The sequence below is a fragment of the Mesorhizobium sp. ZC-5 genome (assembly GCF_025753855.1).
GTDB lineage: Bacteria > Pseudomonadota > Alphaproteobacteria > Rhizobiales > Rhizobiaceae > Neomesorhizobium.
This window is the reverse complement of sequence record NZ_JAOWPT010000002.1, coordinates 331,329-346,314: the sequence shown is the minus strand read 5'-3', so window position 1 is coordinate 346,314 and position 14,986 is coordinate 331,329. Positions and strand designations below refer to the sequence as shown.

The 14,986-nt window shown below is 60.8% G+C and carries 15 protein-coding genes; 5 read left to right on the top strand and 10 right to left on the bottom strand.

The window, feature by feature from the left end; genetic code table 11:
• Positions 1 to 6: 6 nt before the first annotated feature.
• The 7 genes from OHD58_RS04880 to OHD58_RS04850 form a co-directional block, all read right to left on the bottom strand.
• Positions 7 to 2,577: a PAS domain-containing sensor histidine kinase gene (locus OHD58_RS04880; RefSeq protein WP_263801935.1), complete on the bottom strand. Its 2,571-nt coding sequence runs from the start codon at positions 2,575 to 2,577 to the stop codon at positions 7 to 9.
• A gap of 194 nt (positions 2,578 to 2,771) precedes the next feature.
• The gene (gene ahcY / locus OHD58_RS04875; protein ID WP_263801934.1) at positions 2,772 to 4,172 is read right to left on the bottom strand and encodes an adenosylhomocysteinase; all 1,401 of its coding nucleotides are present in this window, start codon (positions 4,170 to 4,172) and stop codon (positions 2,772 to 2,774) included.
• A gap of 156 nt (positions 4,173 to 4,328) precedes the next feature.
• A complete protein-coding gene (locus tag OHD58_RS04870) occupies positions 4,329 to 4,631 on the bottom strand; it encodes an HPr family phosphocarrier protein (RefSeq protein WP_263801933.1) in 303 nt (100 codons plus the stop codon).
• The gene (locus OHD58_RS04865; RefSeq protein WP_263801932.1) at positions 4,628 to 5,029 is read right to left on the bottom strand and encodes a PTS sugar transporter subunit IIA; all 402 of its coding nucleotides are present in this window, start codon (positions 5,027 to 5,029) and stop codon (positions 4,628 to 4,630) included. Before OHD58_RS04865 ends, OHD58_RS04870 begins: the two co-directional genes overlap by 4 nt.
• Positions 5,030 to 5,176: 147 nt before the next feature.
• Positions 5,177 to 5,650, bottom strand: coding sequence for an HPr kinase/phosphorylase (locus OHD58_RS04860; protein ID WP_263801931.1), 474 nt, complete (start codon positions 5,648 to 5,650; stop codon positions 5,177 to 5,179).
• The gene (locus OHD58_RS04855) at positions 5,650 to 7,434 is read right to left on the bottom strand and encodes a sensor histidine kinase (RefSeq protein ID WP_263801930.1); all 1,785 of its coding nucleotides are present in this window, start codon (positions 7,432 to 7,434) and stop codon (positions 5,650 to 5,652) included. The genes OHD58_RS04860 and OHD58_RS04855 overlap by 1 nt, the downstream gene beginning before the upstream one ends.
• A gap of 27 nt (positions 7,435 to 7,461) precedes the next feature.
• Entirely contained in the window at positions 7,462 to 8,163 is a 702-nt protein-coding gene (locus OHD58_RS04850) for a response regulator transcription factor (RefSeq protein WP_263801929.1), read from the bottom strand.
• A 367-nt stretch (positions 8,164 to 8,530) separates the two neighbouring features.
• On the opposite strand from OHD58_RS04850, the gene OHD58_RS04845 reads away from it, so the two are divergent.
• The 4 genes from OHD58_RS04845 to OHD58_RS04830 all read left to right on the top strand — a co-directional run bounded on the left by OHD58_RS04845 (position 8,531) and on the right by OHD58_RS04830 (position 12,061).
• Complete coding sequence (locus OHD58_RS04845) at positions 8,531 to 10,141, top strand: phosphoenolpyruvate carboxykinase (RefSeq protein WP_263801928.1); 1,611 nt, start codon at positions 8,531 to 8,533, stop codon at positions 10,139 to 10,141.
• Positions 10,142 to 10,314: 173 nt separating this feature from the next.
• Positions 10,315 to 10,746, top strand: a complete 432-nt coding sequence (arfB, locus tag OHD58_RS04840; RefSeq protein ID WP_263801927.1) for an alternative ribosome rescue aminoacyl-tRNA hydrolase ArfB — start codon at positions 10,315 to 10,317, stop codon at positions 10,744 to 10,746.
• Between the two features lie 87 nt (positions 10,747 to 10,833).
• Positions 10,834 to 11,352 carry a peptidoglycan-binding protein LysM gene (gene lysM, locus OHD58_RS04835; RefSeq protein ID WP_263801926.1) on the top strand — a complete coding sequence of 173 codons (519 nt, stop codon included), beginning with the start codon at positions 10,834 to 10,836 and terminating at the stop codon, positions 11,350 to 11,352.
• Between the two features lie 91 nt (positions 11,353 to 11,443).
• Positions 11,444 to 12,061 (top strand): alpha-ketoglutarate-dependent dioxygenase AlkB family protein, encoded by a 618-nt coding sequence (locus OHD58_RS04830; protein ID WP_263801925.1) that lies wholly within the window; start codon positions 11,444 to 11,446, stop codon positions 12,059 to 12,061.
• Positions 12,062 to 12,077: 16 nt separating this feature from the next.
• Here the strand turns inward: OHD58_RS04830 and coaA are convergent, their stop codons facing one another.
• Genes coaA through hisF form a run of 3 tightly spaced genes read right to left on the bottom strand, consistent with a single transcriptional unit; the run spans position 12,078 to position 14,190 of the window.
• Entirely contained in the window at positions 12,078 to 13,037 is a 960-nt protein-coding gene (gene coaA / locus OHD58_RS04825) for a type I pantothenate kinase (protein WP_263801924.1), read from the bottom strand.
• Between the two features lie 28 nt (positions 13,038 to 13,065).
• Positions 13,066 to 13,389: a phosphoribosyl-ATP diphosphatase gene (locus OHD58_RS04820; protein WP_263801923.1), complete on the bottom strand. Its 324-nt coding sequence runs from the start codon at positions 13,387 to 13,389 to the stop codon at positions 13,066 to 13,068.
• A 9-nt stretch (positions 13,390 to 13,398) separates the two neighbouring features.
• Complete coding sequence (gene hisF, locus OHD58_RS04815; protein ID WP_263801922.1) at positions 13,399 to 14,190, bottom strand: imidazole glycerol phosphate synthase subunit HisF; 792 nt, start codon at positions 14,188 to 14,190, stop codon at positions 13,399 to 13,401.
• A gap of 33 nt (positions 14,191 to 14,223) precedes the next feature.
• Between hisF and OHD58_RS04810 the strand changes: the two genes are divergently transcribed.
• On the top strand, positions 14,224 to 14,961 hold the full coding sequence (locus OHD58_RS04810; protein ID WP_263801921.1) for a DUF3800 domain-containing protein: 738 nt from the start codon (positions 14,224 to 14,226) through the stop codon (positions 14,959 to 14,961).
• Positions 14,962 to 14,986 lie beyond the last annotated feature (25 nt).

Below are 14,986 nucleotides of genomic sequence, written 5' to 3'. Positions count from 1 at the left end.
GCTCCGCTATTCCGCCGCTGCCCTGGCGCGCGCCGGGACCATGGGAAACTGGCAGACGACCGTGGTGCCCTGGTCCCTGGCCGAATCGATGCGGACATTACCGCCATGCAATTCGACGAAACTCTTGACGATCGACAGGCCGAGCCCGGCGCCGCGACGCCGGCCGCCATTGGCTCGTGGCTCGAAGCGGCGAAACACCGTGTCGAGCACATCCTGCGCCATGCCGGGTCCGTCGTCATGCACGGAGAACTGGATATTGCCGGCCACCATCTCGCAGGTCAGCGCAATGGTGCTGCCTTCGGGCGCATAATTGGCGGCGTTGCTCAACAGATTGAACAATATCTGACGAACACGGTTTTCATCGCCATTGAAGCTTTTGGGCGCTCGCGACACATCTACGTCCAGGGTGATCGCATGTTCCCGCAACCGCTCCGCCACCAGTTCCGCGGCCGCCCGAACCGTGTTGTCGACCTGGATTTCGCCAACGTCCAATTCCATGATTCCCGCATCGACGGTGGCAAGATCGAGGATGTCGTTGACGATGGTCAGCAGCACCGACGACGACGAGCCGATGTGACCAACATAGTCGCGCTGGCGCGGCGTCAACGGCCCGGTATCGGGCAGCGCCAGCAGTTCGGTGAAGCCGATTATGTTGGTCAGCGGCGAGCGCAATTCGTAGGAAACGTGCTGGACGAAATCGTTCTTCAGCTGGTCGGCCCGCTGCAGCGCCTCGTTCTTGTCCTTCAGTGCCTTCTCGATGTTGGCGCTGTCGGTGATATCGACGAAGGTCATCATGACCTGCCCGTTGGGCAGGGGAATGATCGCGTAGCGCAGGATATTGCCGTTCTTGAGCTCGGCTTGTCCGTGACGGTCGCGGCGTTCATCGTCGAAGCCGGTCACCGCCGCGACGAAGCTGCCCCAGGGGCTGTCCTTGGTAAGGATGTCGCAAACCGCCCTGACTTCCGAGACATGGGTGTTAGGCTTGACGAAATCGGGATCGAGGCCCCAAAGCGTCGAGAAGGCCGGGTTGGCGAGCCTGACGCGGCCGTCGGGTCCGAACACCGCGACACCCTCGGCCAGATTGTCCAGCGTTTCGCCCTGGACGCGGACGGCCGTGTTGTAGCGGCTTTCGAGGTCGATCTTTTCAGTGAGGTTTTCGAAAACCCAGGTCACCCCGCCTTTTGGCTGCGGGTTGCCGATGACGCGCAACGTCCGGCCATCCGGCAGATGCCACCAATGTTCCTGCGGCTCGACGGCGCGGTACGCGCCCATGATGTTTTCCTTCCAGCGGCGCCATTCGGGCTGCTCGGCGAGCTTGCCCTCGGTGCGCAGCCTGTCGAGCAGGAGAGCGTTGTCGGGAACGCCTGCCAGGAACTGCGCATCCAAATCCCACAATTTCTGGAAGGCCTGATTGTAGAAGCTGAGCTTGCCGTCAGCATCGAAGGTGGCAACAGCGGTCGTCAGCTGATCGAGCGTATCCGCGTGGCTTCTCACCGTTCGCTCATACTCCTCGCGTATGCCATCGACCGCCGTCATGTCGGTGGCGATGCCTGCCGAACCGGAGCTTGCCGCAACGTCGGTGACCGCAAACATCCGCCGGTCGCCATCGACCACCGTCGACATCGTCTGCTCGAAAACAGGCTGGCCGGCGTGATGGCGCACGATCGCTTCGCGTGCCTGACTTCCCAGGAATTCCTTGTCGTCGCGGACGGCAACCGTTGCACTTTCCGCTTCGACCGCCTCGGCAAAGGCGCGGTTCACCCATTTGAGGCGGCCATCGGCGTCGCGAACCCAGAATGGCATTTTCAGCGCGTCGACGAGGCCAAGAACCGTTTCATGGTCCGAAACGAGCCGCTGGTTTTCCAGCTTCAGCCGCGCGGTAAGGCGCTGCGTTTCCGAAAGCGAAACGAAACGGACCAGCACATGTGCCGCGGTCTTGCGGCCCTGGACTTCCAGCGGCATGGATTTATGGGTTTCGACAACCAGGTCGAAGGCGGCGCCCCTTTCACGCAACGCCGTCACCGCCTGCTCGAGCGCGGCCGCGGAGCGGGGCATGAGCCAGCGTCCGAAGGCCAGGAAGTTGCTGCGGTCTTCGGGCGCGCCCGTTTCGGCCGGAAGAGCGCCAACCACCTCGGGTTTCGACTTTTCACTTGCCCATACGACGATGCGCTGGTCACGAAGGTTGAGAAGTGCTTCCGACCGCTGCAACGAAGCGTTGATATCCGCCACTTTGGCGCGCAGCAAGACGTTCTCGGCAGCGGTCCGCGCTCGCTCGCGGATCAGCCAGATAGCCGACAGCAACGCAGCACCCATGACGCCTGCGAAGACCGCGGCCTGCATGACTTCCACCGTGTCGACGGAAAGGCCTGGAACGCTCATGGTGCCGCTAGCTTGCGCCATGACGACGGTGGGCAATGCGGTCGAGATGAACAATGTGCCGCAGAAACGCCGGCTTTTCCACGGCAGCGTCGACGGCAGCCATGGCCTGCATGTGCGGGGCTTGTCCCTTTGCCCGCCGGAATCCACCTGGCCGCCGGAATCGGCGCTTCCCGCCTGAAGCGGGCATTCCCCTGGCATGTCTTGTTCCTCTCCGCCGCCTCAAGACCGCCCAAGCGGCCCCCACAGTCCCCTGACCTCGGAGCCTGAGGCGTCGCGAATCACTTCACTGTACCTGCTGCGCGAATCGGCGTGAAGAAGGCAACGGCGCAAAAAGAAACCGGGCGAAAAGTCAATCGCCCGGTTTCAATATATTGTAGGTGCTGGGTTAGAAATCAGTACCTGTAGTGTTCCGGCTTGAACGGCCCCTGCTGGGTCACGCCGATATAAGCGGCCTGTTCGCCCGAGAGTTCCGTGAGCTTGGCACCGAGCTTGTCGAGATGAAGCCGCGCGACCTTTTCGTCGAGGTGCTTGGGCAGGACATAGACCTGGTTCTTGTAAGCGCCAGGCTTGGTCCAGAGTTCCATCTGGGCAAGCACCTGGTTGGTGAACGAAGCCGACATGACGAAGCTCGGATGGCCGGTCGCGTTGCCGAGATTGAGCAGGCGACCCTCCGAAAGCAGGATCATGCGCTTGCCGTCCGGGAACGAAATCATGTCGACCTGCGGCTTGACGTTGGTCCACTTCAGATTGCGCAGCGCCGCAACCTGAATCTCATTGTCGAAATGGCCGATGTTGCCGACGATCACCATGTCTTTCATCGAGCGCATGTGGTCGAGGGTGATGACGTCCTTGTTGCCGGTAGTAGTGATGACGATGTCGGCGGTGGGGGCCGCATCCTCGAGGGTGACGACCTCGAAGCCGTCCATAGCCGCCTGCAGCGCGCAGATCGGATCGACTTCGGTTACCTTGACGCGCGCACCGGCACCCTTGAGGGATGCCGCCGAACCCTTGCCGACGTCCCCATAGCCGCAGACCACGGCGACCTTGCCGGCCATCATCGTATCTGTGCCGCGGCGGATGCCGTCGACCAGCGATTCCTTGCAGCCGTACTTGTTGTCGAACTTCGACTTGGTCACCGAATCGTTCACGTTGATCGCCGGGAAAGGCAGCAGGCCCTTCTTCTGCAACTGGTAGAGACGGTTGACACCGGTCGTGGTCTCTTCGGTGACGCCCTTGATGGCGTCGCGGTTCCTGGTGAAGAAGCCCGGCGTCGCCGCCATGCGCTTCTTGATCTGGGCGAACAGGATTTCTTCTTCTTCGCTGCCAGGATTGGAAAGGACGTCCTCGCCAGCTTCGGCGCGGGCGCCGATCAGGATGTACATGGTGGCATCGCCGCCATCGTCGAGGATCATGTTGGAGGTACCGCCATCCGCCCACTGGAAGATCTTGTCGGTATACACCCAGTAGTCTTCAAGCGTTTCGCCCTTCACGGCGAAAACCGGAATGCCGGCTTCCGCGATCGCCGCGGCGGCGTGGTCCTGCGTCGAGAAGATGTTGCAAGACGCCCAGCGGATATCGGCGCCGAGTTCCTTCAGCGTCTCGATCAGCACCGCGGTCTGGATCGTCATATGCAGGGAGCCGGTAATGCGGGCGCCTTTCAGCGGCTTCTTACCGCCGAATTCCTCGCGGCAGGCCATCAAGCCCGGCATTTCGGTTTCGGCGATCTCGATTTCCTTGCGGCCCCAATCGGCCAGTGAAATATCTGCAACAACGTAGTCTTTGCCAGCGGCCATTTTCGTACTCCGATCCGGTGAAGTCGAACGCGTGCCGCAGCCGATGGCCGGCGAACCCGCGCAAATTTGCGCCCTGACTAGCAGATCGAGTCAGCGGCGACAATGGGACATAAAGAAATCTTTATTCGTGCATGTGTTGCACGGGCATCCGGCCGATTAAACTTCCTCGCCGAAGCGGGACGCAATCAACGTCTCGAGCGCCACCATTACTTCTTCCGCCTCGCGACCGCTCGCGGAGACCCGGATACGGCACCCGGGGCTCGCCGCCAGCATCATCAGTCCCATGATCGAGGTGCCGCCAACGGTGACGCCGTCCTTCTCGACATTGACGAACGCATCGAACCCGCTCACCAGGGAGACGAATTTTGCCGAGGCCCTGGCGTGCAGGCCGCGCTGGTTTACGATTTCGAACTCGCGCAACAGGGTCTCGCGATCTTTTCGCGTATCCGTACCGGTCATTTGCTGCTCAGCAGCTGGCTGGCGACGTTGATATATTTACGGCCGGCTGCCTGCGCCTGGAGAAGCGCGGTGTCCATATCATCTGCGGATCGCACGCTGGAGAGCTTGATCAGCATCGGCAGGTTCATGCCCGCGATCACTTCGACACGGCCAGGCTCCATGACGGAGATGGCGAGATTGGACGGGGTGCCGCCGAACATATCGGTCAGGATGACGACGCCGGTGCCGCTGTCGGCGCGGGCGACGGCATCGACGATATCGCGGCGACGCTGTTCCATATCGTCATCAGCGCCAATAGCGACGGTTTCGAACTTCTCCTGGGGTCCGACGACGTGCTCCACGGCGTTACGGAATTCCTCGGCCAGTTGACCGTGCGTTACAAGCACGAGTCCGATCATTCTGCTTTGGCTCCCGTCATGGCCCTTTGGGCGCATCGTATTGCTGCAGTCTTTTCCGGTCGGCCCGGCGGCAAGAGCGCTATCTTGTCGACGCGCCTCCCTTTGACAAGCACAATTTTAGAAAGGAGATGGCCATTTTGACGCATTTTAAGACCTGTGATCGTCAGTCTCCCGGTAAAAAGGCGGGATGGAAAACCAACTGGCGACAGCAAAGACTGCCGCTTGAGCATTGCGTGCCGTGAGCTCAAGGCAAGCGAGATCGCATCCGGCTACTGATTCGGTCAGGACTTCCGGAAAGCGTTGTGCCGCGGCGGACGGAACGAGCCGGACAAGAAGATCGGCAATCATCGACGGCTCGAATTCCAGCGGCCGCGGACCCATTCCATAGATCTCGACAATGCCGGAAATGGGTTGAGGTGTGTGGCAGACGAGCCGGCCACGGAGAGCCTGGATCAGCACCTGATCGTCGGAAACCAGTCGGGAAAAATGTCCCAGGCGCGTAAAATAATCGACCAGCGCGAGCGCAAGCGTAGTTTTGCCGAGGCCCGATTCACCGGCAATCAGGACGCCGCGATCGCCGAGCAGGACCGCCGATGCATGCAGATTCTGCGCCTGACCCACTATCCCTCAGCCGGCAGCGTAACCACAAAACGCGCGCCCCGGATCTCGCCCGGCTTGCCGCCGGAGATGTTTTCGGCCGTCAGGGTGCCGCCATGCGCTTCGACGATCTGCCGGCTGATCGACAGTCCGAGGCCCGAATTCTGGCCGAACGCCTCGCCAGCCGGCCGGTCAGTGTAGAAGCGCTCGAAAATGCGGTCGATGTTGTCGGCACGAATGCCCGGGCCGTTGTCCTCCACGGCGATCACAACATACTTGCCGGCCCGCGACAGGTTGATGACGATCCGGCCGCTGTCGTCGGGCACGAATGATCGCGCGTTCTCGATCAGATTGGTTATGACCTGGCCCAAACGAAGATCATGGCCCAGCACGTTGAAGCTCTTCGCGGCTTGCGGCGACTTGTCGGTCTTGAGTTCGATCTCGACATGTTTCTTGTGCCGACCGGCGTCACCCGACGCCCCAACAAGTTCGGTCAGGAATTTGCGCAAATCCAGCCGTTCGGCATCGTCGCGCGCCAGTTCGGCATCCAGTCGGGAGGCATCCGAGATGTCGGTGATCAGCCGATCCAGGCGGCGAACATCGTGCTGGATGACGTCCATCAAGCGGCCGCGGGAGGCGTCGTTCTTGGCAAGCGGCAAGGTTTCGACCGCGCTGCGAAGCGACGTCAGCGGGTTCTTCAGTTCATGCGACACGTCAGCCGCAAAACTTTCGATCGCCTCGATGCGCGCGTAAAGCGCGTTGGTCATCTCGCGCAGCGCGACCGAGAGATTGCCGATCTCGTCCTGGCGATCCGAGAAATCGGGAATTTCCTCACGGTTCTTGACGCCGCGCCTGACGCGGACAGCCGCCGCGGACAGCCGCCGCAGCGGATTGGCGATCGTCGAGGCAAGCAACATGGAGAGCGCCACCGTCACCAGCGCCGCGACCCCGAATACACGCAGGATCGCCTTGCGTTCATCGGCCACGATCTTATCGATATCGCCGCCTTGCGTGGACAGCATCAGCACGCCCATGACGGCGCGGAAGCGCTGAACGGGAATGGCGACGGATACGATCTGCTCGCCCTGCTCACTGATACGGACCACCTTGGACGGCACGCCCGTCAGCGCGTTCATGACTTCCGGAAACGCCGCCCCGTTGCCGCCGGGCTGCTCCTTGTAGATCGGCAGGTCGGTTCGCCGGAAAAACTCCGCGATAAGCTTTTCGATGCGCCCGAGCAGGCCGGGTTCCTCCTGCTCGACGGAGGGGAGGTCGTAGCGCAGTATCTGGCCACGTGAATAAAGGTGACGCGAATCGAGCAGCAGGTTGGCGTCGCGGTCGTATATGCGGGCTCGCGTCCGCGTCGGCGAGATCAGCCGCCGCAACACCGGCGCGACGCGCTCGGGATTGATGGGAAAATCAAGGCTGTCCAGTTGGTCCGATCCTGGCGCCAGGCTTTCTCCAGCCTGCAGTTCGAGAAGCTTTTCCGGATCGATGCGGATCGAATCCGTCTCGACCGTCGCCGACGCGGCGATCGCGCCGGCGATAATCTCGCCTTGCGTCATCAGGCTCTCGATTCGAGCCTCCGTCAGGCCGTCGCGAAACTGGTTCAGATAGAGGATGCCGGTAACGAGAACGCCGAGCGCGGCCAGATTGAGGAACAGGATGCGCCGTGTCAGGCTCGAAAACATGTAGTGGCCGAGCAGCCGCTGCAGCCTCACAGTCAGCTTGCCCAGCAAAACGGGCGACAGCCGGAACGGCCGCTTTGCCGCGGCGACCGGCCTTTTCAGCTCTGCATCCACAGCCATCTACAACAACTCGTCCCCGCGGCAGGCTTACGCCTCTCGAAAACGATAGCCGACCCCATAAAGCGTTTCGATCATGTCAAAGTCGTCATCGACCGACTTGAACTTCTTGCGCAGCCGCTTGATGTGGCTGTCGATCGTGCGATCATCGACATAGACCTGCTCGTCATAGGCCGAATCCATCAGCGCGTCACGACTTTTGACGACGCCGGGTCGCTGCGCCAGCGAATGAAGGATCAGGAATTCGGTCACCGTGAGGGTGACCGGCTCGCCCTTCCAGGTACAGGTATGCCGCTCCTGGTCCATGACAAGCTGGCCGCGCTCCAGCGAGCGGGCCTGCTGGTTCGGCGTTTTTGCCGAGGCTTCACGGGCGCTTGCACGGCGCAGAACCGCCTTCACCCTTTCGACCAGGAGACGCTGCGAGAACGGCTTGCGGATGAAGTCGTCGGCGCCCATCTTGAGGCCGAAAAGCTCATCGATCTCGTCGTCCTTGGACGTCAGGAAGATGACCGGCAGGTCGGTTTTCTGCCTGAGCCGGCGGAGCAGCTCCATGCCGTCCATGCGCGGCATCTTGATGTCGAGGATGGCGAGGTTCGGCGGACGTGCCGCGAGCCCCTCCAGCGCCGAAGCCCCGTCCGTGTAGGTTTCAACCCGGTAGCCCTCTGATTCGAGTGCGATCGATACCGACGTCAGAATATTGCGGTCGTCGTCGACCAGCGCGATCGTTGCCATATCAAGTTGCTCCCTCATGAGCGGGTGTCCCTTCCTGCATTGGGAAGGGGCTTTTGGCGGACAAATTAGGTACAAAATGTGGCATGGCCCCCGGCAATGTCACAGATAGGCGTCCGGCGCCACCCCTGTTCTTCCAGCGGCCGTCGAACGGATTGCCTATCTTTTCGGGAGGATGAGCCAAAACATTACTCCCATGCTTCCTCCTATATAAACGATTTAAACGAATTCTAAAATCTTTAAATCGATTAATGATTTGAAATCGCTCGGCTTTTCTGGTTCTGACCTTCCACCCTTCATTGTGGCCGCCTTGCGCGGGATCAACCTTGAAGGAAAGAAAATGCGGCATCGCGGCCAATTGGGAGCCAGAATGAGCGAAATCGGCAAACGCAATCCCGCCTGCGGGATCGACGCGGCGGGACTGACGACCAACGGTCGGGTCCACTACAATTTCGGGGAGGCCTTGCTCTACGAGGAGGCGATCCGGCGTGGCGAGGCAAAGCTCACCGCGCATGGCGCCCTGATCGCCGAAACCGGCCAGCACACCGGCCGTTCGGCCAAGGACAAGTTCGTCGTCCGCGACGCGCAGACCGAACCGCATGTCTGGTGGGACAGCAACAAGCCGATGTCGCCCGCGCATTTCGAAACGCTGCTGGCGGATTTCACGGCTCACGCCAGAGACAAGGACCTCTTCGTTCAGGACCTGGTCGGCGGTGCCGACCAGAACACCAGCCTGCCGACCCGCGTCGTCACAGAATACGCCTGGCACTCCCTGTTCATCCGCAACCTGCTGATCCGGCCCTCGACCGCCGATCTGGACCGGTTCGTGCCGGAGATGACCATCATCGACCTGCCCTCGTTCCGGGCCGTTCCGGCGCGCCATGGCACCCGTACCGAAACCGTGATCGCGGTCGACCTCACCCGCATGATCGTGCTGATCGGCGGAACTTCTTATGCCGGCGAGATGAAGAAGTCGGTGTTCACCGCACTCAACTATATCCTGCCGACCAAGGGCGTCATGCCGATGCACTGCTCGGCGAACGAGGGTCCGGACGGCGACGCGGCGATCTTCTTCGGCCTGTCGGGCACCGGCAAGACCACATTGTCGGCAGATCCCTCGCGCACGTTGATCGGCGACGACGAGCACGGCTGGGGCGAGACGGGCATCTTCAATTTCGAGGGCGGCTGCTATGCCAAGACCATCCGCCTCTCAGCGGAAGCCGAGCCGGAGATTTTCGCGACGACCCGGCGATTCGGCACGGTGCTGGAAAACGTGATCCTCGACGAGGATCGCATCCCGGACTTCAATGACGGCCGGCTTACCGAGAACACCCGTTGCGCCTATCCGCTGCATTTCATCCCGAATGCCAGCGCGACCGGCCGCGCTGGCCATCCCAGGAACATCATCATGCTGACGGCGGATGCCTTCGGCGTGATGCCTCCGATCGCGAAGCTCACCCCTGCGCAGGCGATGTACCATTTCCTCTCCGGCTACACGGCGAAGGTGGCAGGCACCGAAAAAGGCGTGACGGAGCCCGAGGCGACGTTCTCGACCTGTTTTGGCGCGCCTTTCATGCCGCGGCATCCATCGGAATACGGCAACCTCCTGCGGCAGCTCATCGCCGATCACGGCGTCGATTGCTGGCTGGTCAACACGGGTTGGACCGGTGGTGCATACGGCACCGGCAAGCGCATGCCCATCAAGGCGACCCGCGCTCTGCTGTCGGCTGCCCTCGACGGGTCGCTCAACGCCGCGACGTTCCGCACCGACGGAACCTTCGGTTTTGCCGTTCCGGTTGATGTCCCTGGTGTCGACCCGTCGATCCTCGACCCCCGGTCCACATGGGCCGACAAGATCGCCTACGATCGCCAGGCAAAACGGCTGGTCGGCATGTTCATCGACAATTTCGGCAAATTCGAAGCCCATGTCGACGCGTCGGTTCTGGGCGCCGCGCCGCAACTGCGCGAAGCCGCCGAATAGTCCTTCCGAAATCGCGACATGAAGGGCCCGGCTTCGCCGGGTCTTTTCTTTTGTCCGCCGGCAAGGCATGCCTTTACAGAACGGAAGCAACCGAAGCATCCTCACCTTGAGTTCACGGGATTCCTGCGAGGAACGACGAGCATGCGAGCCGCCGAGATGATGGTCCGGAGCCAATGACCGCCGACATCGAGATCGCGCCGGGCGCCGTCATCCGCGACGATGAACTGGTCGAGAATTTCATCCGCTCATCTGGTCCGGGCGGCCAGAACGTCAACAAGGTCGCCACTGCCGTGCAATTGCGGTTCGACGCCCGCAACGCGCCCGGACTTTCCGAATATGTGCGCGAGCGGACGATAAAGCTTGCCGGTCAGCGCGCGACCAAGGATGGTGTCATCGTCATCGAGGCAGGCCGGTTCCGGACCCAGGAGCAGAACCGTGCCGATGCGCGGGCCCGCTTGACGGCGCTCGTCGCCAAGGCGGCCGAACCGCCACCCAAGCCGCGCAAGAAAACCAGGCCGTCCAAGGGCGCGGTCGAAAGGCGCCTGAAAACCAAGGCCGGGCGGTCGACGGTCAAGAAGCTGCGCGGCAAGGTTGAAAGCGACTGAGCAGAGGTTGATTGAAAAGCTTCCAATTTATTGCTGCAAATGCCAGATTTCCGCTGGGCAGAGTGCGGCAATAAGGAGATTTTGATCATGGGTATGTTCGATTTCGTGAAATCCGTCGGCAAGAAGCTCGGAATCGGCGACGACGATCCCGAGCCGAAGGCGGAAACCCTGAAAAAGGAATTGGATTCCCACAAGCTCGGCACCGAAAACGTCGAGGTGGTCGTCCAGGGCGACAAGGCGGTGCTGAAGGGCGTGGTCGCCGACCAGTCGATCTTCGAGAAAGCCGTGATCGCCGTCGGCAATACGCTGGGTGTTTCGAAGGTCGAGGCTGACGAGCTGAAGGTCGTGGCTCCGGATTCCGGGCTGAAGCTCGACTCGTCCGTCGACATGAACAAGGTGATCGCCGCCGCCAAGGCTGCCACGCAGCCGAGGTTCTACACCGTAAAGAAGGGCGACAATCTCTCGAAGATCGCCGAAGCGCATTACGGCAAGGGCAAGGCTTCGAAATACACGGTCATTTTCGAGGCGAACAAGCCGATGCTCACGCATCCGGACAAGATCTATCCGGGCCAGGTGCTGCGCATTCCCAATCTCGAAACGGCTTGACAGCCGGACTTCCAGCGACCTTCATCCGGTCAACGACGGCGGCTTGATTGCCGCCGTTTTCGTTGGAGCCATACGGAGCAGCGTCAACACCATGCAGGTTCTTCCCAGAGGTGTCCGCCACATGCCGGGCTATCTCGGCCGCGACGATCAGGTTGCACTGGTTGAAGCTATCCGGACCGTCGTGCAGAAGGCGCCGCTCTATGTGCCGACCATGCCACGCACGGGAAAGCCGATGAGCGTCAGGATGACCAATTGCGGAACCCTTGGCTGGGTCACCGACAAGGAACGAGGCTACCGCTATCAGGCGACGCATCCCGAAACCGGTGCGCCGTGGCCACCGATGCCCGAACGGTTGCTGCAGCTGTGGCGGGAGGTTGGCGGCTACCCGCATCCGCCCGAAGCATGCCTGGTCAATTTCTATGCCGCCGATGCGAAGATGGGGCTGCATCAGGATCGCGATGAACAGGATTTCGACGCTCCGGTGGTTTCCGTCTCGCTCGGCGACACCTGCCTGTTCAGGGTCGGGCAGAATACGCGCGACGGACAGACGGTTTCGTTCAAGCTTGCCAGCGGCGATGTCGTCGTGCTGGGCGGCCAGGGCCGGCTGGCATTCCACGGGGTCGACCGGGTCTATCCGTCGACGTCGGCGCTGCTGAAGAAAGGCGGACGGATCAACCTGACGCTGCGTCGTGTGACGAAACCAGCCTGAAAGCCAATGCGGCGGCTCAGAGCTTCCTGAGCGCGACTTCCTCGACCAGGTGGTCGGCGCCCTTGCGCAGGATCAAGTCCGCCCGCGCGCGCGTCGGCAGGATGTTTTCGCGCAGGTTCTTCAGGTTGATGTTGTTCCACAGGCCTTCGGCAATCGCCTTGGCCGCATCCTCCGACAGCTGCGAATAGCGGTGGAAGAAGGATTCAGGATTACGGAATGCAGTTTCGCGCAGCCGCATGAAACGGGCGATATACCACTCGTGGATCAGGTTTTCGTCGGCGTCGATATAGATCGAGAAATCGAAGAAATCCGACAGGAACGGAACGATCTTGCCGTCTCGCGGCAATTTGCCGGGCTGCAGCACGTTGATGCCTTCGAAGATCAGGATGTCGGGGCGGTCGATGGTCGTGAACACACCTGGCAGGACGTCGTAGGTCAGGTGCGAATAAAGCGGTGCTTGAACATCGCGCAGGCCCGCCTTTATCCCCGACAGGAACCTCAGCAGCGCGCCGACGTCATAGCTGTCTGGAAAGCCCTTGCGCTCCATCAGGTTCTTCTGGCGAAGGGTCTCGTTGGGAAAGAGAAAGCCGTCGGTGGTGATGAGATCGACCTTTGGGCTCGAAGGCCAGCGCGCCAGCAGCTCTTTCAAAACGCGTGCGGTGGTCGACTTGCCAACTGCAACCGAACCGGCGATGCCAATGATGTAGGGCGTCTTGACCACGCTTTCCTTGTTGAAGAAGGCCTGACGTTGCCGAAACAGCAGCTGGCTCGACTCGACATGTGCCGACAGCAAGCGCGACATCGAGAGATAGATGCGCTTCACTTCTTCCAGATCGAAGGGATCGTTGAGCGAGCGTAGCCGGTCGATTTCCTCCTCGGTCAGCGTCAGCGGCGTGTCGGCGCGGAATTTGGCCCATTCGGCGGCGGAAAAGAAAAGATAAGGAGAATATTTCTCGGTGGGCGCAAGCTGGTCCATCAAAACTCACTCTTGTGCTTCCACCGGATCAGCCCGGCTTGCGTGAAGCCTTTTCGGCCAGGCCCGACTGGGCGGTGCGACGCTCAAGCTCGGCCATCACGTCGGCCAGCGGAATGCCGGCGATCGCCAGGACGACCAGCCAATGATAGATAAGATCAGCACTTTCGGAAACGAGGCCTTCGGCATCGCCTTTTACGGCGGCGATGACCGTCTCGACCGCTTCCTCGCCAAGTTTCTGCGAGGCCTTGTCGATGCCGCGCGAAAACAGCTTCGCGGTCCACGAATCAGTATCACCGGATCGTGCGCGTTCAGCAACAATCCGTTCCAGGTCGGAAAGCGAAAAACCTGCCATGCGCGCCCTTTAGGATGGTTGGGCGACGGAGTCGAGTCGCATCGGGAGACCGGCCCGGGCCATGTGCGCCTTGGCTTCCGCAATCGTATAGGTGCCGAAATGGAAGATCGACGCGGCCAGCACCGCCGTCGCGTGGCCGTCGCGAATACCGGCCACCATGTGGTCGAGATTGCCGACGCCGCCTGAAGCGATCACCGGCACGCGCACTGCATCCGCGACCGCTCGCGTCAGAGCAATATCGTAGCCGATCTTGGTGCCGTCGCGATCCATCGAGGTCAGCAGGATTTCGCCGGCTCCCCGGTCCACGACCTGCTGGGCAAACTCGACCGCGTCGATGCCGGTCTTCTCGCGGCCGCCATGCGTGAAAATCTCCCAGCGAGGGCTCTCGTTCTCCCGGGAAACCCTTTTTGCGTCGATGGCGACGACGATGCACTGGTTGCCGAACTTGTCGGCGGCTTCGGCGACAAAATCCGGGTTTTTGACCGCCGCCGTATTGATCGAGACCTTGTCGGCGCCGGCCAGCAGCAATTTGCGTATATCCGCGACTTGGCGCACACCGCCGCCGACTGTCAGCGGCATGAAACATTGTTCGGCGGTGCGGGCGACGACGTCGAAGATCGTCTCGCGATTGTCCGACGACGCGGTGATGTCCAGGAAACAAAGCTCATCGGCGCCGGCGGCATCGTAGGCCTTGGCCGCTTCGACGGGATCGCCGGCATCGATGAGGTCGACGAAGTTGACGCCCTTGACGACACGGCCGTCCTTGACGTCGAGGCAGGGGATGACGCGGGCTTTCAGCACGGGCTAAACTGATTACCTTTCCGAGGGATTCTCATGGCAGCGCATGGAGACTATATCTTCTATGCTGATGAAAGCGGCGATCACTCGCTTACGTCGATTGATCCCGCCTATCCAGCCTTTTCTCTGTCGCTCTGCGCTTTCCGTAAATCAGACTATTGCTCGCGCATAATACCCAGCTTTCTGAGCTTCAAGTTTAAATACTTCGGCCACGACGCGATCGTACTTCATGAGAGAGAAATCCGGAAACAGACGGGTGCCTTCACCTTCCTTGTGGATCTGAGGACTCGCGAGGCATTCATGGAGGATTTGACTGCGCTGGTTGGTCGTTCGCGGTTTGCGATATTCGCAGCGGTGATCGACAAGCATGCCCTGAAGCTAGATCTGTTTCCAAGCAATCCGTATGGGATCTCACTTCGGATTTGTCTTCAATCGGCTTTCCGCTATCTCGAGAAGCGAGGCCAGATAGGATTGGTCCACCATTTCATCTTTGAGAAGAGAGGCACCAAGGAAGACCAAGACTTAGAACTCGAGTTCCGCCGGATCGTCGATGGAGCGAATGATTTAAGGATACGGTTCCCTGAGTTTAATATCCACTTTTCCGACAAGCGGACAAATTCAACAGGCATGCAGATAGCAGATCTGACCGCGCGTCCTATTGGATTGAAGATCGTTCGGCCAACTCAGGCCAACCGATCATATGATGCAATCGCCATGAAGCTTAACAATTATAAGCGATTCGCTCGGCCCAGCAGCGGTGTCTATGCTCCATAAGCGAAAGGCTTCGGAATACTCCGAA